Origin of the sequence: Nonomuraea purpurea (assembly GCF_042650645.1) — a bacterium.
GTDB classification, from domain to species: domain Bacteria; phylum Actinomycetota; class Actinomycetes; order Streptosporangiales; family Streptosporangiaceae; genus Nonomuraea; species Nonomuraea purpurea.
Genome location: NZ_JBHSBI010000007.1, coordinates 91329 through 111460, shown reverse-complemented (window position 1 = coordinate 111460; position 20132 = coordinate 91329). Strand labels below are relative to the sequence as shown.

Here is a 20132-nt window from a genome sequence, read left to right as displayed (position 1 = left end):
GCCGACGAGCCCGCAAGCCGGCAGCCCCGCAAAGGGCGACGGCCCCACTCAGGGCGGCGGCCCCCTGAACCGATCCGCGTCCCCTGCCACGGGGGAGGACTGGCAGTACCAGGCTCAACCGGGGCGGTTCGGGCGAGAATGTCGTGCGTGACCGATGCGCAGAACGCCCTGGGCAGCACTCTGCGCGTGTGGCGTGACCGCCTCTCCCCCGACGAGGCCGGCCTGCCCTCCGGCTCGGGACGCCGGGCCACGGGACTGCGCAGGGAGGAGCTCGCGGCGCTGGCCGGGCTGTCCGTCGACTACGTCGTACGCCTCGAACAGGGACGGGCCACAAACCCTTCCGAGCAGGTCATCGCCGCGCTCGCCCGCGCGCTCCACCTCGACGTCGCAGAACGCGACCACCTCTACCGCCTGGCCGGCCTCCTGCCGCCCGCGCCCGGCCGCGTCTCCTCGCATCTGACGCCCGGCGTGCAACGGCTCATCACCCGGCTCGGCGACCTGCCGCTCGCCGTCTTCACCGCGGACTGGACGCTGCTCACCTGGACCCCTCTGTGGGCCACGCTCATCGGCGACCCGCTGGAGGCCCCCGCCGCCGAGCGCAACTTCGTCCGTGCCACGTTCCTCGCCCCGGCGGACCGTCAGTGGCAGGTGAGGTCGGAACGCGGCGAGGACGCCGTCGAAGCGGCACTCGTGGCCGACCTGCGCGCCGCCCAGGCCACCTACCCGGACGATCCGGGCCTGCGCCGCCTGATCGCCGAGTGCCGCGCCGCCAGCCCCCGCTTCGCCGGCCTGTGGGCGAGCGGGGCGGTCGGAACGCATGACGGCGACCGCAAGACCATCACCCACCGCGTCGTCGGCGATCTCACGCTGGACTGCGACGTCCTCACGGTGGCGGGCACCGATCTCAAGGTCGTCGTCTACACCGCCGCCGCCCACTCCCCCGAAGCCGACAAACTGGACTTCCTCCGCGTCACCGCCATCCGCGCCCCGGCCGCCTCACCCGAGTGAAGGTTGTCACGGACGTGACCGGTACGGATCGCGCAACGGCGTGACCCGTTCGGCGAATTCGTCCTTGAGCCGGACCATCCTCGGGCCCGCCTCGTAGTAGCGGCCCTTCGTCTCGCCGTAGGGCTGGAGCCAACCCTTGGCGGTGAGGTCGCGCAGGTCGCGGGCGGCCTGACCCTGGCTGAGCTCCTCGTCGGCCTGGTACCTGCTGCGGCGCAGCCGCCTGCTCGCGAACGCCTCATAGAGGGCGGAGACGCAGCGGGTGTTGAGGCCGTCGGCGTCCACCTGCTCCTCCAGCAGCGTCCAGATCTCCCCAGCCTGGGACAGGCGGGCGGCCACCCGCTGGGCCTGCATGTGGTGTGCCCTGAGGCAGAACCGCACCCAGTCGAGGGTGTCGCCGTGCGGGCTCCAACGGCGGCGGCCGACCGCGCCGAGCACGTCGTAGTACTCGATGGTGGCGCGATGCTGGCCCAGCCACTCCTCGATCGAGGAGAACTCGGGCGTCATGATCAGGTCACGGCCGAGCACCAGCGTCTGCAGGGCGCGTGACATCCGACCGTTCCCGTCACGCCAGGGGTGGATGTTCACCAGGTTGAAATGGGCCATCGCGGCCCGCACTGGGCTCGGCGCGTCCAGATCGCCCTCGTTGAGCCATGCGACCAGCTCGTCCATGAGCCCGGGAACCAGTTCGGCGTCCGGCCCTTCATAGACCACTTCACGGGACACCGAATCGCGAATATAGATGGCGCCAGGCCGGACCACACCGGGCGTCTTGTTGCGATGGTGGCCGATCATCATGAAGTTGAGCGCGTTGAGCACCCCCGCGTCATAGCGAAAGTCCGGGGCCCGCGACAGCAGTCCGATGTAGGTGAGCGCCTGCTGGTAGCCGGCGATTTCCCTGGCCACCAAGGAGCTCACTTCGAGAGGCTCCTCACCCGCCATGATCGATTGGATGTCCTCGACGCCCACCCGGTAGCCCTCGATGGCGTTCGACCCCTGGATCGCCCGGGCCTGAAGCTGCCTTCGGAGTCGACCGTCCCAGCGGTGCGGCTCGGCCAGACGGTACTTCAACTCCTGCCGCATGTCCTCGATCTCGGCGAGCACCGCCTTGTCGAAGGCCTGGAGCGCGGGTGTGGAGTACAGCATGGAGTCATGCAAGCATGACTTAATCATCTACTCAAATGAGTTGATGATTTGTCCATATATGCGGTGCGTTCATTCTGCCATGAGAAGTCCAGACCGGCCTACCATGGGTCCATGCCCCGCATCTCCGCCGCCACCATCGGCGAGCACCGCGCCCAGACGCGCGACCGGATTCTGCAGGCCGTTTCGCGCCTGTCCAAGGTGCAGGGCATCGACGCCATCTCCATGACCGACGTGGCCGGCGAGGCCGGGATCACCAGGACCGTCCTGTACAACTATTTCCCGGACAAGGCCGCGCTGCTGCTGGCGTTCACCGAGCGGGTGACCCAGTACTTCATCGACAGCTACGAGCAAGAGTTGCCCGAGGGGGCCTCACCGGCCGATCGGCTGCGGGCGTTCGTGCGGCTGCAGTTGGCCGGGCTGCTGGCGCATCCTCATCCGGGGGCCGCCGATCTCAGCGCGGCGCTCGGGCCCGACGCCTACCAGCAGTTGGCCGAGCACGTCGCGCCCATGCAGCGGGTGCTGGTGGAGATCTTGGACAGCGGGGTCGAGTCGGGTGACTTCCGGGTGCTCGACGCGGCGGCGACGGCCCGGATGGTGCTCGCGGTGATCGGCGCCGAGCGGGTGCCGCTGATCAGCGGCGAGGTGACGGTGGAGACGGCCGCGGAGCTGGTGTCGGAGTTCGTGCTACGAGCCCTCGGCAGCGGAGCCACCCCGTGACCGATGGTGTCCGCGCGGACGGGCACGTCGAGCTCAAGTCGGCCCGTGGCCGCTGGATCCTGTTCGCGACCGTGCTCGGCTCCGGGATCGCGCTGCTCGACAGCACGGTGGTGAACGTCGCGCTGCCGTTCCTCGGCGCCGACCTCCGTGCGCAGATGGAGGGCCTTCAGTGGACGGTGAACGCCTACACGCTGACCCTGGCCGGGCTGATCCTGCTGGGCGGCTCGCTCGGCGACCGCTTCGGCAGGCGGAAGGTCTTTCTCATCGGCACGGTCTGGTTCGCGGTGGCCTCGGCGCTGTGCGGGCTGTCGCCGAACATCGAGTTCCTGATCGGAGCCCGCGCGTTGCAGGGCATCGGGGGCGCGCTGCTGACGCCGGGGGCGCTGGCGATCATCCAGGCGTCGTTCGTGCGGCACGACCGGCCCAGGGCGGTGGGGGCGTGGTCGGGGCTCGGCGGGGTGGCCAGCGCCATCGGGCCGCTGCTGGGCGGGGCGCTGGTGCAGACGGCCGGGTGGCGGTGGGCGTTCCTGATCAATCTGCCGTTCGCGGCGCTGATCGTGTTCGTCACCCTGCGCCACGTTCCGGAGAGCAGGGACGAGCAGGCGGCGGGGCGGTTCGACGTGCTGGGCGCGGCGCTGGCGGCGCTGGCGCTGGCCGGGATCACCTACGGGCTCATCCAGGAGGGCGCGCCGGTGCCGCTGGTCGTGGGGCTCGCGGCGGCGGCCGCGTTCGTGGTGACGGAGATCCGCAGGTCGCCTGACGCGCTGGTGCCGGTGGAGCTGTTCCGTGATCGGGTGTTCACGGCGGTGAACGTGGTGACGCTCATCATGTACGCCGCCATGGGCGTGGTGTTCTTCCTGCTGGTGGTCCAGCTCCAGGTGGTCTCGGGCTTCGGCCCCATCGAGGCCGGGTTGTCGATGTTGCCGACGACGATCCTGATGATGTTGTTGTCGGCCAGGGCAGGAGAGGTGGCCAAGCGGTTCGGTCCCCGCTGGCCGATGACGATCGGGATCCTGGTGGCGGGCGTCGGGTTCGTGTGGATGAGCACGATCGGTCAGGGCGCCTCCTATCCGCTGCAGGTGCTGCCCGCGGTGTCGGTGTTCGGGCTGGGCCTGTCGGCGACGGTGGCGCCGCTGACGGCGACGGTGCTGGCCACGGCCGACGACCGGCACGCGGGCACGGCCAGCGGCATCAACAACGCCGTCGCCCGCACCGGGAGCCTGCTGGCGGTGGCCGCAGTGCCGCCGCTGGTCGGGCTGGTGGGCGAGGCGTTCAGGAACCCGCCGGTGTTCGACGCGGGGTTCAGGCGGGCGATGCTGATCAGCGCGGGGATGATGGTGGTGGCGGCGCTGATCACGTCCCTGACGATCAGGACGAACGTGCTGGCGGACGAGGACGACGGCTAGTCAGAACGTGAACGCCTGGCTGCGGACGCTGTTGTCGAAGTTGGACAGCAGCAGTTCGGGCTCCCCGGCCGAGCGGATGCCCGGCAGCCTGGTCAGCAGCTCGCGGAACATCGTGCGCAGTTCCTGCCTGGCCAGGTTGGCGCCTAGGCAGAAGTGGGGGCCGGGGCCGCCGAAGCCGACGTGGGGCTTGGTGTCGCGGGTGATGTCGAAGGTGTCGGCGTCGGGGAAGACCGATTCGTCGCGGTTGGCCGAGCCGTAGAAGAGCACGACCTTGTCGCCCTTCTTCAGTTCCAGGCCGCGCAGCTCGCAGTCTTCGGTGACCGTGCGCCGAAACTGCATGATGGGCGAGACGTAGCGGACCATCTCCTCGACGGCCCCGCCCACGTGGGCGTCGAAGTCGCTCATGAGCAGCTCGCGCTGCGCGGGGTTCTCGGTGAGGAGCCTGATGCCGTGGGCCATCGTGTTGCGGGCCGTCTCGTTGCCGGCGACCAGCAGCAGCGCGAAGAAGGAGCCCAGCTCCTTGTCGGTGAGTTTCTCCCCGTCGGGGTTGGCGTTGACCAGCAGGGAGACCAGGTCGCCCTTGGGTTCGGCGGCGCGTTCGTGGCCGAGCTTGATGACCATGCGCTGCAGCGCCAGCAGGGCCAGCATGTTCTGCCCGGCGAGCTGGACGCTGCGGGCCAGGCTGGGGCGCACGCCGGTGTAGGCGGTGGAGACGTCGACGTGCTGGTGGACCTTGGCCCGCAGCTCCGGCGGAATGTCGAGCATGTCGCAGATGACGTGGATGGGCAGCTTGGCGGCCACCTGGGAGACGAAGTCCTTCGGCCCGTCCTTGACGACGTCGTCGACGATGCGGGCGCAGGCGGCCTCGATGTCGTTCTGCAGGCCCGCCAGCATGCGCGGGCTGAACGAGCGGGTGACGATCCTGCGCAGGCGGGCGTGGCGGGGGTCGTCCATGTTGACCATCGACTCGCCGAAGACCTGTTTCACCCAGCCGGGCGGCTCGGGGTTGGTCACGGCGGGCTCGCTGGAGAAGAGTTTGGCGTTGCGGCCGGCCTCGACCACGTCGGCGTGGCGGACGAGGGCGTAGAAGCCTTTGCCCGACCGCAGGAAGGGCACCTTCTTCTCCGGGAAGAACACCGGATGCTCCAGTTGCCGGAGCCGGGCGAACGCCTCATTCCGCTCTTTGAGGGGTTTGCGCCAGAAATCCAGATCCGCGAGATCGATGTGCACTCATCTATCCTGGCACGTTCCGACGGAGTTAAGACGCGGTTCGAGCTGGCCGGACATACCTCGAAGTATGAACGCGCTGCTCGCCGCCTGCCTGGTCCTTCCGCTCGCCTCCGGCCCGAGCGCCGCCGCCGCCCCCTCGTGCGGCGGGCACCCTCTCGACTTCGACGGCGACGGCCGTCCGGACCTGGCCGTGGCCGCCCCCTACGACAACTCCAGGGCCGGTTCGGTGACCGTGATGTACGGCTCCGGCAAGCGGGTCAAGCTCACCCAGGAGGGCGCTGAGCCGGGCGACTCGTTCGGCTCCGCGCTGGCCGTCGGCGACTTCGACGGCGACGGGTGCGCCGACCTGGCCGTCGGGGTGTCGGAGGAGTTCATCGGCGAGCGGGTGCCCGGAGGCGACGGCAACGGGGTCGTGCAGATCTACAAGGGCTCGGCCGACGGGCTCGTCGCCGGTGAGGAACTGTCGCTGGCCAAGCCGTCGAGCGACCGGTTCGGGGCGGCGCTGGCGGCCGGCGACCTCGATGGGGACGGCAAGGACGAGCTGGTCGTGGGCGCGCCCAGCCACCGCTCGGGCGGGGCGGTGACCGTTTACTGGATGAAGGGCCGTAAGCCCTTCCAGATCACGCAGAAGACGCCGTGGGTGCGGCAGTCGGCCAACGTCACCGACCAGTGGGGGGCGGCGCTGACCACCGGCGACTTCGACGGCGACGGCCGCGACGATCTGGTCGTCGGCGCGCCCGCCGACAGCGTCACGCTGGACGGGCAGGGCTCGGTCACGGTGATCGACGTGCGGCGCGAGCGGGCCCGGCAGTACACGCAGAGCACGCCGGGCATCAAGGGCGCCTCGGAGAAGTGGGACAACTTCGGGGCGGCCCTGGCAAGCGGCGACTTCAACGGCGACGGCAAGGACGACCTGGCCATCGGGGTGCCGGGCGAGGGCCTGAGCGCGAACCAGCGGGCCATGGACTACGGCGACGGAACGGTGGACGTCCTGTACGGCTCGCGCGGCGGGCTGACCACGTACAAGAGCGAGGCCTGGTCGCAGAACACCCTCAAGGGCGTGCCCCGCTACTACGACCGGTTCGGGGCGGCGCTGACGGCCGGGGACTTCAACGGCGACGGCAACGACGAGCTGGCCGTCGGCGTGCCGGGCGAGAAGGCGGTGCAGGTGCTGATGGGCCGCTCGTCCGGCGGCCTGACGCGGGTGGGGAACCTGCTGATCAAGGGCAAGGGACGCGACTTCGGCGCGGCCCTGGCGGCGCTGCCCCTCGGCGAGCGCTACCAGCCGCTGTCCAAGAAGAAGCCGCTGTTCGGGCTCGTCGTGGCCGCCCCCGACCAGGGGCTGGTCATGTACGCGCCGGGCTCGCGCAAGCCCGGCCTGCGGCTCGGCAAGGTGCGCCAGCTCAGCAAGGGCACCGGCCTGTACGGCTACACCTTCGGCTGAGGCCCCCGGCTGTCACGATCAACCGGCACGCCGAGGCCCGCCCGACCGGAACGATCACCCTGAAGGTCGAGGCCGATCAGGCTGATCAACTGGCAGGATCACCCTGAACAGGGCGCCCTTGCCCGGTTCGCTCTCCGCCATGACGACGCCGCCGTGCGCCTCCACCAGCGTGGCCGCGATCGACAGCCCCAGCCCCGACCCGCCGGCGCTGCGCGCGGGATCGGCCCGGTAGAACCGCTCGAACACCCGCTCGGCCACCTCCTCCGAGAACCCCGGCCCCTCGTCGGCCACCTCCACCACGGCTTTGTCGCCGTCGATGCCGACCCGCACCTGGAAGGGCGTGCCGGGCGGGGTGTGGGTGAGCGCGTTGGTGACCAGGTTGTTGAGCACCTGGCCGAGCCGCGACTCGTCGCCGGTCACGGTCACGTCGTCCTCGCCCTCGAACAGGCGCACGAGCTCGATCCGCCGCTCCGGCGCCAGCGTCTGGGCATCGATGACGGTGGTGGCGGCCAGGCTGAGCAGGTCGACGGGCCGCATGGCCAGCTCGCGCCGCTGGTCGAGCCTGGCCAGCAGCAGCATGTCCTCCACCAGCAGGCCCATCCGCGCCGCCTGCCCCTCGATGCGGCGCAGCAGCCGAACGGCCTCGGCCAGGTCCTTTTCCTCGCCCAGCCGGTAAAGCTCCGCGAACCCCCTGATCGACGTCAGCGGCGTGCGCAGCTCGTGGGAGGCGTCGGCCATGAACCTGCGCATCAGCTCCTCAGAGCGCCTGGCGGCCGTGGCGGACGCGCGGGCCGACTGGGCGGCGGCCTCCCGTTCGCGTGCGGACGACTCGATCTGGGCGAGCATGGTGTTGAGCGAGCGGCCCAGCTTGCCGACCTCGGTGGTATTGGCCCACAGCGGCACGCGCCGCGACAGGTCGCCTCCGGCGATGGCCTTGGCCGTACGCGCGATCTCGCCGAGCGGGCGCAGGCTTCTGCGGACCAGCCAGTAGCAGCCGAACCCGAGCACGACCAGCGTGCCGCCGCCGCCGACGGCCACGATCAGGCCGAGCTGGGAGACCGTGGCGTCCACGTCGCCCAGGCTGATCGCGATCACCCGGGTCTCGCCGGCGCGGCCGGGCACGGCGACGACCCGCCAGTGCGGCCCTGCGGCGGCGAGCGACTCCACGGTGAAGGGGCGGCCGTGCCGCGCCTGCACGTCGCCGCTGGTCAGCCGGGGCAGGGCGGGGGTGTGCAGCTCGGTCGATTCGCTGAGCGTACGCATCGGGGCGCCGTTCGAGTCCAGGACCATCGCGTGGAACAGGCCGAAGAAGCGTTGCGGGCGCACGCCCGTCCTGGGTTCGGGCGGCGGCTCGCGGGGCGGGCCGCTGGCGGCGCGCAACTGCAGGTCGACGCGCTCGACGAGGTAGCCGCGCAGCAGCCGCACGGCGAACAGGCCGGTCAGCGTGATTGCGAGGGTGACCAGCAGCAGGGTCGCCGACACCAGGCGGAGCCAGAGCGGGGTGCGGGCGAGATATTTCCTCATATGCGGGGCGGGCGCAGGATGTAGCCGACCCCGCGCAGGGTGTGCAGGTATTTTCGCTCGCCGGTGTCGACCTTGCGGCGCAGGTAGGAGACGTACGACTCGACGAGGCCTACGTCGGTGCGCCAGTCGCCGTTCCAGACGTGGTCGAGGATCTGCGTCTTGGACAGCACCCGGCCCACGTTGAGCATGAAGTAGCGCAGCAGCCTGAACTCGGTGGGCGACAACCGTATCGGGACGCCGTCGCGCCAGACCTCGTGGCTCTCCTCGTCCAGTTCCAGGTCGGCCACGCTCAGCCGGTTCGGCGGCGGGGCGCCGCGGCGGGTCCTGCGCAGCACGGCCCTGATCCTGGCGATGACCTCCTCCAGGCTGAACGGCTTGGTCACGTAGTCCTCGCCGAGACCGAGCCCGGCGATCCTGTCCTCCGGCGTGTCCTTGGCGGTCACGAACAGCACCGGGACCCGGCGGCCGCGGGACCGCAGCCTTCCCGCGACCGCCAGGCCGTCCAGGTCGGGCAGCATCACGTCGAGCATCACCAGATCGGGCGTGCTCTCCTCGGCCACCCGCAGCGCCTCCTTGCCATCGGCGGCGGTCAGCACCTCGAACCCGGCCATGCGCAGACTGGCCGAGAACAGCTCCCTGATGTTGGGTTCGTCGTCGACCACCAGCAGCCTGGCCTCGGGCTCGCTCATCGCGGTGTTCCTCCCTGGCCTCCCATGCCTCCTTGGGCTCCCTGGGTGATGGAGGCCGCCGTAACCGAGCCGTCGTCGCCCGGCCGGCCCCGGACCACGACGGTGGTGCCGCTCTTGAGGTCGGAGACCTTGCCGGGCTTGGAGACCTGGACGGTGGTCTTGTCGTCGGTGGTCACCGTGACGGTCTCGCCGTTCATGGTCTTGAGGTAGACCTTGCCGTCCTCGACCTTCTCGACCGTGCCGACGGTGCCGCCGCCCATGCGCTGACCGGCGCCACGCTGCCCGAAAGGCTGCCCGGGAGACTGCCCCTGGGGCTGCCCCTGACCGCCTTGCCGCTGGGCGAACCCGCCGCCCATGGGCCCGGCCGCCGCGGGCGGGGCGGACAGGTTCGCCGCCTGGATGCCGATGATGATGCCGGCGACCAGCACCACGCCCGCGGCCAGGGTCAGCGTCAGCTTCGAGGCGCCCTGCCGGGGCTGGACGGCGAGCTCTTCCCGCAGGTCGTCCGGGTACGGGGAGGAGTCAAGCTGGGCCATGTCGCATTCTCCTTACTCGTGGCGCAAGGCCTGGATCGGCCTGAGCTTGGCCGCCCGGTTGGCGGGATAACTGCCGAAGAACAACCCGATGCCCACCGACACGCCCAGCGCCAGCGCGACCGACGACGGCACCAGGACCGGCTCGATGCCGGCCACGGAGAACCTGGTCCCCAGGAACGCCACCAGAACCCCGGACAATCCTCCCACCAGACTCAGCAGTGTGGCCTCCATCAGGAACTGGCCCAGGATCGCGCTCCTGGGCGCCCCGATGGCCTTGCGGATGCCGATCTCGCGCGTGCGCTCGGTGACGGTCACCAGCATGATGTTGGTGATGCCGATGCCGCCCACCAGCAGCGAGATCGCCGCGACCGCGCCGAGCAGCACGGTGAAGGTGCCGGTCGCGGCGCTGATGGTCTCCTGCAGCGTGGCCTGGTTGAGAATGCGGTAGTCGGGGTTGTCGTCCGTGATGCCGTGCCGCTGGTTGAGGACGGCCGTGACCTCCGCCTGCGCCGTCGTGGTGGTCTCGGCTCCCGTCGCCTGCACGACGATGGAGTTGAGCTGGCCGAAGCCGCTCAGGCTCTGCTGCACGGCCGGCAGCGGCGCGATGGCCACGTCGTCGGCGTCCTGCATGCCGGCGGACCCGGCCTCCTTCAGCACGCCGACCACGGTGAACGGCACGCCCGACACGCTGACCTGCTTGCCGATCGGATCGACGGTCCCGAACAGCTGCTCCACGACGGTCTTGCCGAGCACCACCACCTTCCTGGCGGCCAGCACGTCGTCGTTGAAGAAGTAGGTGCCCTTGGCCACGGGCTTGTTCATAGCCTCGAAGTAGCTGGGGTAGGTGCCGACGAACTGCGCGATCTCATGGCTGGCGGGTCCGTACGCGGCGGTCGAGGATGCGGCGTTCACGACCGGCGAGACGCTCTTGACCGACGGCGCCAGCGTCCTGTCGGTCAGCGCCTTGGCGTCGGCGAGACTGAGCTGCCTGGCCTGGGTGCGCGGGCCGGCGTCCACCGCGACCGGGCCCCGCATGCCGCCGCCTGGTCCTCCGGAGAACGACGGGGAGATCGTCAGGGTGTTGGCGCCCAGGCGCTGGATGTTGCCCGCGATGCTGCGCGAGGCGCCCTCGCCGACGGCGACGAGCATGATGACCGCGGCCACGCCGATGAGGATGCCGAGCGTGGTCAGCGCGCTGCGCATCTTGTTGGCCAGCAGGCCGCGCAGCGCGAAGCGGAGGATCTCGACCTGGTTCACGTCAGCGCCATCCTCGGAGGGGCGCCGTCCACGGGCGCCTGGCGGCGGTCCTCCACGATCTCGCCGTCCACCAGCCTGATCACCCGTTTGGCGTGCGCGGACACGTCGTCCTCGTGAGTGATGAGCACGATGGTGCGGCCCGACTCGCTGAGCCGGTCGAGGATCTGCAGGACGTCGCCGGTGGAGGCGGTGTCGAGGTTGCCCGTCGGCTCGTCGGCCAGCAGCAGGGCGGGCTGGTGGGCCAGGGCCCTGGCCAGGGCGACCCGCTGCTGCTGGCCGCCGGAGAGCTGGTTCGGCTCGTGGTGCACGCGGTCGGTCAGGCCGACCTGCTCCAGCGCGGCCATGGCGCGTTCGCGGCGTTCGGCCTGGCCGATGCCGCCGTACACGAGCGGCAGCTCCACGTTGGCCAGCGCGCTCATGCGCGGGATCAGGTTGAAGGACTGGAAGACGAACCCGACCCTGCGGTTGCGCAGGATGGCGAGCTGGTGCTCGTTCAGGCGGCCCACGTCGGCGCCGTCGATCAGGTACGTGCCGGAGGTGGGGATGTCGAGGCAGCCCAGGATGTTCATGAGCGTGGACTTGCCGGAGCCCGAGGCGCCCATGATGGCGACGTAGTCGCCGCGTTCGACGTCCAGGTTGACGCCGCGCAGGGCGCGGACCTTGGCGTCGCCCTCGCCGTACTCCTTGACCAGGTCCCGCACCCGCAGGACCGGGGCCTTCCGCGGCTCGGGGGCCGTCATCGCCCGCCTCCCGGCCCGCCGCCGGGGAAGCCTCCGCCGCCGAACATGCGCTGGTTGCCGCCGCCTGTCGTGGTCGCGGGGGGCACGATCCTGTCGCCCTCGGACACCCCCGACTTGATCTCCGTCAGCGTGGCGCCGCGCACGCCGACCTCGACCGGGGTCCTGGTCTGCCTGCCGTTCTCGAACAGGGTGACCGTGGTCTGGCCGCCGCTGGTGGAGACCGCCGTGGAGGGGACGGTGACGACGTCGTCTGCCTGGCCGACCACGACCTCGACCGTGGCGGTCTGCCCGAGCCGCACCTGGCTCGGGACCTTCGTGAACGTCACCGTGACCGGGTACTGCACGACGTTGTTGCTGGTGGAGGCGACGGGATCGATCTGCGTGACCTTGCCCTGGGCGCTCACGCCCGGCAGCGCGTCGAAGGTGACCGTGGCCTCCTGGCCCTGCTTGAGCTTGCCGACATCGGACTCGGTGAAGGCGCCCACGAGTCGCAGCGCGCCGGTGTCGGCGATCTCGACGAACCCGCTGCCGGAGTCGGAGGAGCCGGCGCCCTGACCGCTCTGGCCACCCTGACCGCCCTGACCGCCCTGACCGTCCTGGCCGGAGGTCGTTCCACCTGAGCCGCCCGAGCCGGCGCTCGTGCCGCCGACGGAGCCGTTCACCGCGATGATCGTGCCCTTGTACGGGGCCCTCAGCACGGTGGCGTCGGCCGTGCGCTGAGCCTCCCTGTAGGCGTTGCGGGCCTTGACGAAGGCGGCGTAGAGCTGCGCCGTGTCGGTGCCGTCGTCGACGGCGCTCTGGTAGTCGGCCTTGGCCGCCGTCAGGCTCTCCTGGACGGCCGAGTCGTCCAGCCTGGCCAGGATGTCGCCCTTGGCGACCTTGTCCCCGGCCTTGATGTAGATCTTCTCGACCGTGCCGGTCGTACCGAATGAGAGCGCCCGGGACTTGGAGCTCTCGACCGCGCCCGACGCGGACACCGAGGCGGTCACGGAACCTCGGCCCGCGGTGACCGTCCGCACGGTCGTCTCGCTCTCGGCCCGTCCCGTGCCGAGCTGGGCGTAGACGAGCACGCCACCCCCCAGCAGAAGCACCGCCAGTGCTCCGTTGGTCATCAGCGCCCTGCGCCTTGTCGACACCTTCACAGCCGGTGACCCTTGCACACCAGGCTGCGGTGCAGCCGCGAGCAAGCTGAACGTTCGCTGACAAAGTCGAAAGCCCGCCACATCCACAGGGAACTCTGAGGATGCTCGCAGCCTGGCGCGAACCTGCTCCGGCATGATGGGCCGCCATGAGACCGACTTTCGTGCTGGGCGGCCTCGCCCTGGCGGTGCTCGTCGCCGGGTCCGGCCTGGCGCTGGCGCTGCGCGACGACGCCCCGCCCACCGTCCAGGCACGGCTCGCCTCCGCCCAGCGCGGGCAGGTCACGGCCTTGGTCAGCGCGGCGGGCAGCACCGTGGACGGCTCGCGGCGGGACCTGGCGTTCGGGTCCTCCGGGACGGTGACCAAGGTGCATGTCAAGGTCGGGACCAGGGTGAAGAAGGGCCAGGTGCTGGCCAGGATCGACGGCCGGGGGGCGCGGGAGGCGTACGAGGCGGCCAAGGCCGACGTGGCCGCCGCCGAGGAGGCGCTGGAGGAGGCGTCCTCGGCCCCGTCGCCGGCTCCGTCTGCGGGGACGCCCGCCAGAGCCGGACGCACGCCCTCGGCCTGCGTCCCGTCCAAGGGCGGCACACCCCAGGGAACCACCCGGCCCACCCCGACCGGCACCCGCCCTGCCGCGACCACGGGCACACCGACCACCCGCCCGACCAGCGGCGGGACACCGGACGCCAACGCCACGGTCACGGACGGCACGACGATCGGCGACGACAGGCTCGCTGGTCGGGGCGGCAGCGCGGCGAACGGTGAGGCCGCGATCGGCCCCGCGTCGCCCAGGACCGCGTCCCCTGTCGCGGCTCTTGCCGCGTCCCCCGCGGTGCGCCCCGTCTCGACCCCCTCCCCCGAGCCGACGTCCACATCGCACCCTGGGCCCACACCCACGTCCACCCCGACCCCAGGACCGACCGACTCCTGGCCTCAGCCCACGGCGACGGTCACCGTGACGGCCACCGTCACCACGACCGTCACCGCCACCCCGACCAGCGGCGGAAAGGGCGCCGGGGATCACCGGCCCTCCTTGGACGACCCGTCCGGTCCCTCCGCCAAGCCCTCCGCCACGGGAAAGCCCACGGCGACCGCGAAGCCCTCCACCCGGCCGAGCTCGGGGAAGGATGGCGACTCCCGCCCGTCCCAGAACCCCTGCACCCCAAGCGGCAACGTGACCGGCGACGGAACCAGGGCCGTGACCGGCAACGGCGCCCCGCCCAGGGGCGGGCTCAGTGAGGAGCAGGCCGCCGCGAACGTGGACCGCGCGCAGGCCGCCCTCGAACAGGCGGCCGACGCCGTACGGGCCACCCGCATCGTGGCTCCGAGGGCGGGCACGATCCTGTCGGTGGCGGGCCGCGTCGGCGACACGGCCGGAACCGCCACGTTCGTCGGCCTCGGCAACCTGAATGAACTCCAGGTCCAGGCCATGGTCACCGAGTCCGACGTGAACCATCTCAAACTTGGCCAGAAGTCCCAGATCACCCTGGCCACCCGCAACGGCGAACGCCACGAGGGCACGGTGACCGCCATCGCGCCGACCGCGACCGTGGACGGCCGGCTCGTCCGCTACGGGGTCACCCTCGCCTTCGCCGAGCCCCCGTCGGACCTCATGCTCGGCCAGACCGCCTCGGTGACGGTCACCACCGACGAGGCGCGCGACGCCGTCTACGTGCCCGCGGCGGCGATCCGCAGCCGCGCCGACGGCACCCAGGTGGTCACGGTCCGCTCGGGCGGCCGGGACTCGGCGAAGGTGGTGCGGACGGGGGTCCGCGGCGACCAGTACGTGGAGGTGAAGGAGGGGCTGAGCGAGAGCGACCAGGTGGTGATCTCCAACGGCACCGCCGGCGAGTTCCCCGAGGGAAGCTGGCCGGACGCCTGACGCCGATCGGCCCAGGCGTGGTGGGCCTGGGCCGATCGGCGTCGTCGGCGGGTTGAGCGGATCCTCAGCGGGCTTTCAGGAAACGTTCAGCCGGCGCCGAGCGCCCCCGCCTTTCCTGCCGCCGAAGCCGGGGACTCGGCCGGGATGGTGAGCTGGTGGGCGGTCTTGGCGCGGGCGCCCCGCCGTGAGATGTAGTCCAGCGTCCGGAAGTCCACCGACAGCTCGTCCCTGGTCAGCCGCGCCATCAGGTACCCCCGGCGCTGGTCGATGTAGGAGATGTGCGGGTTCTCCTGGACGGCTTCGGCGATCCACGTACGGTCCCGGTAGCCGTCACCGTCGCTGGCGATCGACGACGCCACCAGCTCCCTGGCGATCACCGGCGAGTCGGGGTCGTCGAAGTCGGTCTTGAGCTCGGCCAGATGGTGCATGTGCGCGTCGCCGGTCAGCACGACCGGGTTGGAGGTGCGCGACAGCGATCCCAGCAGCCGGGTCCGTTCGGCCGCATAGCCGTCCCAGGAGTCCAGGTTCACCTCACGCCCCGGCCCGATCTTGTAGTCGCGCTGGGCCATCATGATCTGCTGGCCGAGCAGGTTCCAGCGGGTGTCGGAGTCGTGCAGCCCGCTCTCCAGCCAGCGCCACTGGTCGGTTCCGAGCAGGGTGCGCTTACTGGCCAGGCGGTCGTCGCAGCCGGCGCGCACCCCATCCATGCAGGCCTGGTCGTCGCGGAACTGCCGGGTGTCGAGCAGGTGGAAGCGGGCCAGCGTGCCCCAGGAGATGCGCCGGTTCACGCGCAGCACCGCCCCCTGGAGGCTGACCCTGCGCAGCGGCATGTTCTCGTAGTACGCCTTGAACGCCTGCGCCCTGCGCCTGGCGAACCCCGGCGCGCCGGTGCTGGAGACGGAACCGGCCCAGTTGTTCTCCACCTCGTGGTCGTCGAAGGCCACCAGCCACGGCGCCGCCGCGTGCGCCCGCTGCAGGTCGCGGTCGCTCTTGTACTGGGCGTGGCGCAGCCGGTAGTCGGCCAGGGTCTGGCACTTGCCGGGCGTGTGGGTGCGTACGCGGCCGGCCAGCGCGGTGTAGCCGCTGGGGCCGTACTCGTACATGTAGTCGCCGAGGAAGACGACCAGGTCGGGCTCCTGCTCGGCCAGGCGGCGGTAGGCGGTGTAGTAGCCGTGCTCGTAGTGGGCGCACGCCGCCACCGCGAACGTGAGGGGCGTCTCCCCCGTGGGCGTCGTCCTGGTGCGGCCGGCCGACGAGAGCCTGCCGGCGCTCCTGAACCGGTAGAAGTAGTCGCGCCCCGGTTCCAGCCCGTTGAGCTCGACGTGGACGCTGTGGGCGTCGCGCGCCCTGGCGGTGGCCGTGCCCGACTTGACGATCTTGCTGAAGCGTTCGTCGGTCGAGACCTGCCAGTCCACGTCCACGTCGCGGGAGGGCATGCCGCCCCGGCCGTCGCCGCCCATCGGATCGACGGCCAGCCTGGTCCACAGGACGAAGCCGTCGGCGGAGGGGTCGCCGGAGGCCACGCCCAGCGTGAACGGGTCCGACTTGAGGGTCCGCACCGAGGCGGCCGAGGCCGCCGGGGTGAGGCTCTGGGGAAGGAGGAGGCCGGCTGTCGCCGCTGTCAGGAAGGCTCTGCGGTCCACGTTTCCAGGTATGTCCGCCCGTGCTGACTGAGCCGTGACATGGGAGTCAAGCGCGGGTGAACAGCATCAGTCGTCCTGTTCGCGAAGTGCTTCCATGAGAGCGGTGGCCATCTCGATACCGGCCTCATCGTCCAAGTCGCGGAAGGCTTCGAGCGCCTCCGTACAGCGGGCGACGGCGGCCTCGTGCAGGCCGAGCCAGTTCAGCGCCGAGGCCTCTTCCCAGGCGAGCCTGGCCCGTTCGGCCGCGACGCCGGGATGGGAGGCCGCGGCGTCGAGCGTCTGTCTGGCGCGCTCGTATGCGTAGGTGATCATAGAGGCGTCGTCATAACCGTAGTAGGTGTTCAGGGCGTGCAGGCGGATCGCGACGGCGGCCCGCAGGAGGTTGCCGTCGCGTCGGTAGAGTTCGGCCGCCTCCGCGTACGCCGCCGCGGCCTCCCGGTCGTCGTCCCTGCCGCTGAGCAGGTCGGCGATCTCGAAGAAGGCATCGGCGTCGCCGACCGCGCGCAGTTCCTCCACGGCCCTGGCGGCTTCCCCGAGCCTGGCCAGCGCTCTACTCAGGAGGCGGCGCGTCTCAGCCGTGTCCTGCTCGCCCTCCAGCAGGGGCAGGGCCTCCTCCGCCACCTCGGCGGCGTCCATCGGACGGTCGGCCTTCAGGTACGCCCGCGCCAGGTCCACCCGGGCGAGCGCCGCGTGTGCGCCGTCGCCTGCCTGGGTGAACCCGGCCACCGCCTCCTCCAGTTCGCCCACGTCGGACCGGGCCGCCCCGCTGCGCCAGCGTTCCTCCGGCGAGCCGGTGACCGCGCGGCGGGCGTGGGGTGTCAGCGGCAGGCGATCGGTCACGGGCGTGGCGGCCAGGCGGGTCTCCAGGCGGCGGGAGTACGCGTCGTTGCCGTTGCGGGCGTCGAACCTGGCGGCGATCGCGCGGGCGACCGTCTCCATCTCGGCCCGCAGCTCGGGCACCGGGACGTCCGCGCCGGACCGGCGTACGGTCAGGCCGGCGTGGCCGCCCTCCTCCAGGCGGCGCAGCACGATTGCGGCGCCCACCATGAAGTCGGCGGCGTCGTCGGGCGACGGCGCACGCTCCAGCAGCGGCAGTTCCCGCTCCAGGATCTCCAGGCCACGCGCCTCGTTGCCGGTCCGCGCGCAGAAGCTCATGTGGGCGCCGATGTCGTCGATGTCGCCGACCCGCCCTTGAACCAGCCGGTACGCCCGGCGGTGCGCGTCGGCGGCCGCGTCCAGGCGCCCGGTGCGCAGGTAGATGGGCAGCAGCGTGCACAGGATGCTCTGCGGCTGGGAGAAGCAGGTGAACTGGCCGGATACGACGGGCCCGGCCAGGGCGACCGCCTCCTCGTCGCGCCCGAGCGCACCCAGCTTGTGGGCCTGGTGGCTGATGTCGCAGGCCTGGCAGTTGGACAGCCGGTCGCGCGGCGCGGTGCGCCAGCGGTGGAACCATTCGGCCAGGCCGGCCTCGTCGCCGAGGTGCCAGGCCATGCTGCAGCGCGCGGAGTAGACGGCGTGCATGAGGTCGCCCGCCTGCCGGTAGCGGCGCTCCATGTCGTCCAGCGCGTCGAGCGCGCGCGTGAGCGGGATCTCGGGAAACCGCTGGATGGCGCCCATGATCCACTTGAACTGCCAGAGCAGCCGGTGGACCTGCCATTCCTCCCAGCGGCCCGGCTCGGCGTCGTAGTCGGCCAGGGCGCGCGAGAACGTGGCGAACGACTTCACCGGCTCGCCGCCGAAGTTGTAGCAGGTGATGAGCTCCAGCCGGGCGTCGACGATCAGCTCGTGGTCGTGCCGCGTCTCCGCGATGCGCAGCGCCCGCTCGACGAGCACGCTCTTGGCCTCGCCGTAGGGCAGGCCGCCGGCCTGGCCGAGCAGCGCCTGGGCGTCGTCAGTCATGAACCCTCCTTCGTCGGGCCCATGTTTCCCTGCTTATTGATGACCTCGACAAGCTCAGTCATGGTCGCCTCCCTGGACGGCCCAGTCGAGCAGGCCCAGGAACGAGCGGTTGAGCGCCGCGGTGTCGGCCGGGCGCAGCGGGTGGTGGCCGTGCAGCAGCGCCATCCCGTACAGGGACTCCACGGCGGTGGCGGCCAGGGTCATGTCGGACAGCCCCAGGACGCGCCGGACGAGCGGGTTGCGGTGGTTGAGCACCAGGCGCGGCCGGTCGGCGGCGACCGTGCGCTCCAGGGCGCCGAGCACGTCGGCCCACAACTCGTCGCCGGCCTCACGCGCCTCGCGCAGGTCGGCGTGGTGTTCGGCGGCGCGGCTGGTCAGGTAGAGGGCGGGCAGCGAGGCGGGGTCGAAGTCGCGCAGCACCACCTGGCAGCCGAGCGGGTCGAGCGCCTTGGCCGCGGCGGCGAGGAACGGGCGCGCCCTGAGCTCGGCGTCGGGTTCGGCGGGGCCGAGGTGGGTGGCCAGCTCCGCCGGGTCGAGCCGGGCCAGGCGCGCGTCGGGGTCGATCCTGTTCAGCCTGGAAAGGATCTCGCCGTCGTAGACGTAGCCGCCGTTGACCAGGCCGACGCCCTGCGCGCCGGAGACAGCGGCGAGCTGGCGGAACTCGTCGACCGAGCCGGCGTAGCGCCCACGTGGGAAGGTGGCCCTGAACTGGGCCAGCGTCATCGGCCCCGCGCTGGTCTCGTATTCGAGCCAGCGGTCGACGAGCCTGAGCATGTCGTCGTCGTGCAGGGCCAGGGCCTTGACGCCGAGCTGGTGCAGGGTCAGGAAGGCACGCAGCCCGTCGGGGTCGGTCTCGGCGAGCCGGACGAGCCAGGCGCGCAGCGCCCGGCCGAGCTCGTCGCGGGTGTGCTCCAGCAGGTCGTCCTCGTAGAGGGCCTCGCGGCTGGCGGTGGGGCGCAGTTCGGCGGCGTCGACGACGCAGCGCACGAAGAACGCCCAATCGGGCAGCAGCCCGTCGGCCGACTCGGTGAGCAACATGCGCTTGAGGTAGACGCGGTGGCCGCCGCGGACGGCCGGGTTGGCCGGGGTGGGCAGCACGTACGCCACGCCGGTGAGCCCGGCCTCGGGGACGCGCAGGTCGATGACGTCGAGCGGGGTGAACCCGAACAGCTCCTCGCCGTAGCTCCGCAGGGCCTCGCGCCGCGCGGCCGGTGAGGGGTGCTCCGCCTGCCAGGGCGGGGCGTCGAGCGTCGTACGGCGGCCGTTCACGCTCACCTGGAACGGCAGCAGCGCGCCGTACAGCGTGGCCAGCTCCTCCACGGTGCGCTCGGTCACCCACTCGGCGGCGTCGCGACGGGCCCGCAGCGTGACGGTGGTGCCGGGCTCGGCCCGCTCCCGCTCGGCCCGCTCGACCTGGTAGCGGCCGTCGGATCGGCCGGTCCAGAGCACCGTGTGGCCGCCGAGCGCGGACCTGGTCTCGACGCTGATCTCGTCGGCGACCAGGAAACCCGACAGCAGCCCGATGCCGAACTGGCCGAGGAACTCGTGGCGCGACAGGCCCAGCTCGTCGCGCTTGGACGAGCGGCCGATGGTGGCCAGCAGCACGTGGACCTCGTCCTCGGTCAGCCCGATGCCGGTGTCGCGCACGCTGATCAGGCCGTCGGTGATGTCCACGGCCACCGTGGCGGGCGCGTGCGGGTCGGCCGCCCGGCGCGCCGTGATCGCGTCGGTCGCGTTCTGCAGCAGCTCGCGGACGTAGACCCGAGGGCTGGCGTACAGATGGCGGCTGAGCAGGTCGACCACGCCGCGCAGGTCGACTTGAAAGGCGTTTTCCACCCGCGACACCTTAGATCACGGGACTGACATTTCGCCGA

General features: G+C 71.4%; 16 protein-coding genes. 5 read left to right on the top strand and 11 right to left on the bottom strand.

Going from position 1 to position 20132, the window contains the following annotated elements; genetic code table 11:
- Positions 1-147 precede the first annotated feature (147 nt).
- A complete protein-coding gene (locus ACFOY2_RS15860) occupies positions 148-1008 on the top strand; it encodes a helix-turn-helix transcriptional regulator (RefSeq protein ID WP_379528776.1) in 861 nt (286 codons plus the stop codon).
- 6 nt (positions 1009-1014) lie between these two features.
- Here the strand turns inward: ACFOY2_RS15860 and ACFOY2_RS15855 are convergent, their stop codons facing one another.
- Positions 1015-2151 (bottom strand): Fic family protein, encoded by a 1137-nt coding sequence (locus tag ACFOY2_RS15855; RefSeq protein WP_379528775.1) that lies wholly within the window; start codon positions 2149-2151, stop codon positions 1015-1017.
- Positions 2152-2262: 111 nt separating this feature from the next.
- Here ACFOY2_RS15855 and ACFOY2_RS15850 point away from each other — a divergent pair, with 111 nt between their 5' ends.
- Together ACFOY2_RS15850 and ACFOY2_RS15845 are read left to right on the top strand one after the other, a co-directional pair.
- On the top strand, positions 2263-2868 hold the full coding sequence (locus tag ACFOY2_RS15850; protein WP_379528774.1) for a TetR/AcrR family transcriptional regulator: 606 nt from the start codon (positions 2263-2265) through the stop codon (positions 2866-2868).
- A complete protein-coding gene (locus ACFOY2_RS15845) occupies positions 2865-4274 on the top strand; it encodes an MFS transporter (protein WP_379528773.1) in 1410 nt (469 codons plus the stop codon). The genes ACFOY2_RS15850 and ACFOY2_RS15845 overlap by 4 nt, the downstream gene beginning before the upstream one ends.
- Here ACFOY2_RS15845 and ACFOY2_RS15840 read toward each other — a convergent pair whose 3' ends face one another.
- The gene (locus ACFOY2_RS15840) at positions 4275-5504 is read right to left on the bottom strand and encodes a cytochrome P450 (RefSeq protein ID WP_379528772.1); all 1230 of its coding nucleotides are present in this window, start codon (positions 5502-5504) and stop codon (positions 4275-4277) included.
- A 67-nt stretch (positions 5505-5571) separates the two neighbouring features.
- Between ACFOY2_RS15840 and ACFOY2_RS15835 the strand changes: the two genes are divergently transcribed.
- Positions 5572-6948 (top strand): FG-GAP and VCBS repeat-containing protein, encoded by a 1377-nt coding sequence (locus ACFOY2_RS15835; RefSeq protein WP_379528771.1) that lies wholly within the window; start codon positions 5572-5574, stop codon positions 6946-6948.
- A 54-nt stretch (positions 6949-7002) separates the two neighbouring features.
- On the opposite strand, the gene ACFOY2_RS15830 is transcribed toward ACFOY2_RS15835, so the two are convergent.
- Genes ACFOY2_RS15830 through ACFOY2_RS15805 form a run of 6 tightly spaced genes read right to left on the bottom strand, consistent with a single transcriptional unit; the run spans position 7003 to position 12836 of the window.
- Positions 7003-8472, bottom strand: coding sequence for a sensor histidine kinase (locus ACFOY2_RS15830; protein WP_379528770.1), 1470 nt, complete (start codon positions 8470-8472; stop codon positions 7003-7005).
- The gene (locus ACFOY2_RS15825) at positions 8469-9161 is read right to left on the bottom strand and encodes a response regulator transcription factor (protein WP_357820184.1); all 693 of its coding nucleotides are present in this window, start codon (positions 9159-9161) and stop codon (positions 8469-8471) included. Before ACFOY2_RS15825 ends, ACFOY2_RS15830 begins: the two co-directional genes overlap by 4 nt.
- Entirely contained in the window at positions 9158-9697 is a 540-nt protein-coding gene (locus ACFOY2_RS15820) for a hypothetical protein (protein WP_379528769.1), read from the bottom strand. The genes ACFOY2_RS15825 and ACFOY2_RS15820 overlap by 4 nt, the downstream gene beginning before the upstream one ends.
- A gap of 12 nt (positions 9698-9709) precedes the next feature.
- Positions 9710-10954 carry an ABC transporter permease gene (locus tag ACFOY2_RS15815; RefSeq protein WP_379528768.1) on the bottom strand — a complete coding sequence of 415 codons (1245 nt, stop codon included), beginning with the start codon at positions 10952-10954 and terminating at the stop codon, positions 9710-9712.
- A complete protein-coding gene (locus ACFOY2_RS15810) occupies positions 10951-11694 on the bottom strand; it encodes an ABC transporter ATP-binding protein (protein ID WP_379528767.1) in 744 nt (247 codons plus the stop codon). Before ACFOY2_RS15810 ends, ACFOY2_RS15815 begins: the two co-directional genes overlap by 4 nt.
- Positions 11691-12836: an efflux RND transporter periplasmic adaptor subunit gene (locus ACFOY2_RS15805; RefSeq protein WP_379528766.1), complete on the bottom strand. Its 1146-nt coding sequence runs from the start codon at positions 12834-12836 to the stop codon at positions 11691-11693. Before ACFOY2_RS15805 ends, ACFOY2_RS15810 begins: the two co-directional genes overlap by 4 nt.
- A 146-nt stretch (positions 12837-12982) precedes the next feature.
- Between ACFOY2_RS15805 and ACFOY2_RS15800 the strand changes: the two genes are divergently transcribed.
- Positions 12983-14716 carry an efflux RND transporter periplasmic adaptor subunit gene (locus ACFOY2_RS15800; RefSeq protein WP_379528765.1) on the top strand — a complete coding sequence of 578 codons (1734 nt, stop codon included), beginning with the start codon at positions 12983-12985 and terminating at the stop codon, positions 14714-14716.
- A gap of 86 nt (positions 14717-14802) precedes the next feature.
- On the opposite strand, the gene ACFOY2_RS15795 is transcribed toward ACFOY2_RS15800, so the two are convergent.
- The 3 genes from ACFOY2_RS15795 to ACFOY2_RS15785 form a co-directional block, all read right to left on the bottom strand.
- On the bottom strand, positions 14803-16359 hold the full coding sequence (locus tag ACFOY2_RS15795; RefSeq protein WP_379528764.1) for an alkaline phosphatase D family protein: 1557 nt from the start codon (positions 16357-16359) through the stop codon (positions 14803-14805).
- A gap of 66 nt (positions 16360-16425) precedes the next feature.
- Positions 16426-18258, bottom strand: coding sequence for a tetratricopeptide repeat protein (locus ACFOY2_RS15790; protein ID WP_379528763.1), 1833 nt, complete (start codon positions 18256-18258; stop codon positions 16426-16428).
- Positions 18259-18312: 54 nt separating this feature from the next.
- Positions 18313-20094 carry an HSP90 family protein gene (locus tag ACFOY2_RS15785; protein ID WP_379528762.1) on the bottom strand — a complete coding sequence of 594 codons (1782 nt, stop codon included), beginning with the start codon at positions 20092-20094 and terminating at the stop codon, positions 18313-18315.
- Between the last annotated feature and the right edge of the window lie 38 nt (positions 20095-20132).

Bases quoted from the DNA above. Each gene is read 5' to 3' on its own strand.
- ACFOY2_RS15855 (WP_379528775.1), bottom strand. From the start codon at position 2,151: ATGCTGTACTCCACACCCGCGCTCCAGGCCTTCGACAAGGCGGTGCTC.
- ACFOY2_RS15850 (WP_379528774.1), top strand. From the start codon at position 2,263: ATGCCCCGCATCTCCGCCGCCACCATCGGCGAGCACCGCGCCCAGACG.
- ACFOY2_RS15835 (WP_379528771.1), top strand. From the start codon at position 5,572: ATGAACGCGCTGCTCGCCGCCTGCCTGGTCCTTCCGCTCGCCTCCGGC.
- ACFOY2_RS15830 (WP_379528770.1), bottom strand. From the start codon at position 8,472: ATGAGGAAATATCTCGCCCGCACCCCGCTCTGGCTCCGCCTGGTGTCG.
- ACFOY2_RS15825 (WP_357820184.1), bottom strand. From the start codon at position 9,161: ATGAGCGAGCCCGAGGCCAGGCTGCTGGTGGTCGACGACGAACCCAAC.
- ACFOY2_RS15820 (WP_379528769.1), bottom strand. From the start codon at position 9,697: ATGGCCCAGCTTGACTCCTCCCCGTACCCGGACGACCTGCGGGAAGAG.
- ACFOY2_RS15810 (WP_379528767.1), bottom strand. From the start codon at position 11,694: ATGACGGCCCCCGAGCCGCGGAAGGCCCCGGTCCTGCGGGTGCGGGAC.
- ACFOY2_RS15800 (WP_379528765.1), top strand. From the start codon at position 12,983: ATGAGACCGACTTTCGTGCTGGGCGGCCTCGCCCTGGCGGTGCTCGTC.
- ACFOY2_RS15790 (WP_379528763.1), bottom strand. From the start codon at position 18,258: ATGACTGACGACGCCCAGGCGCTGCTCGGCCAGGCCGGCGGCCTGCCC.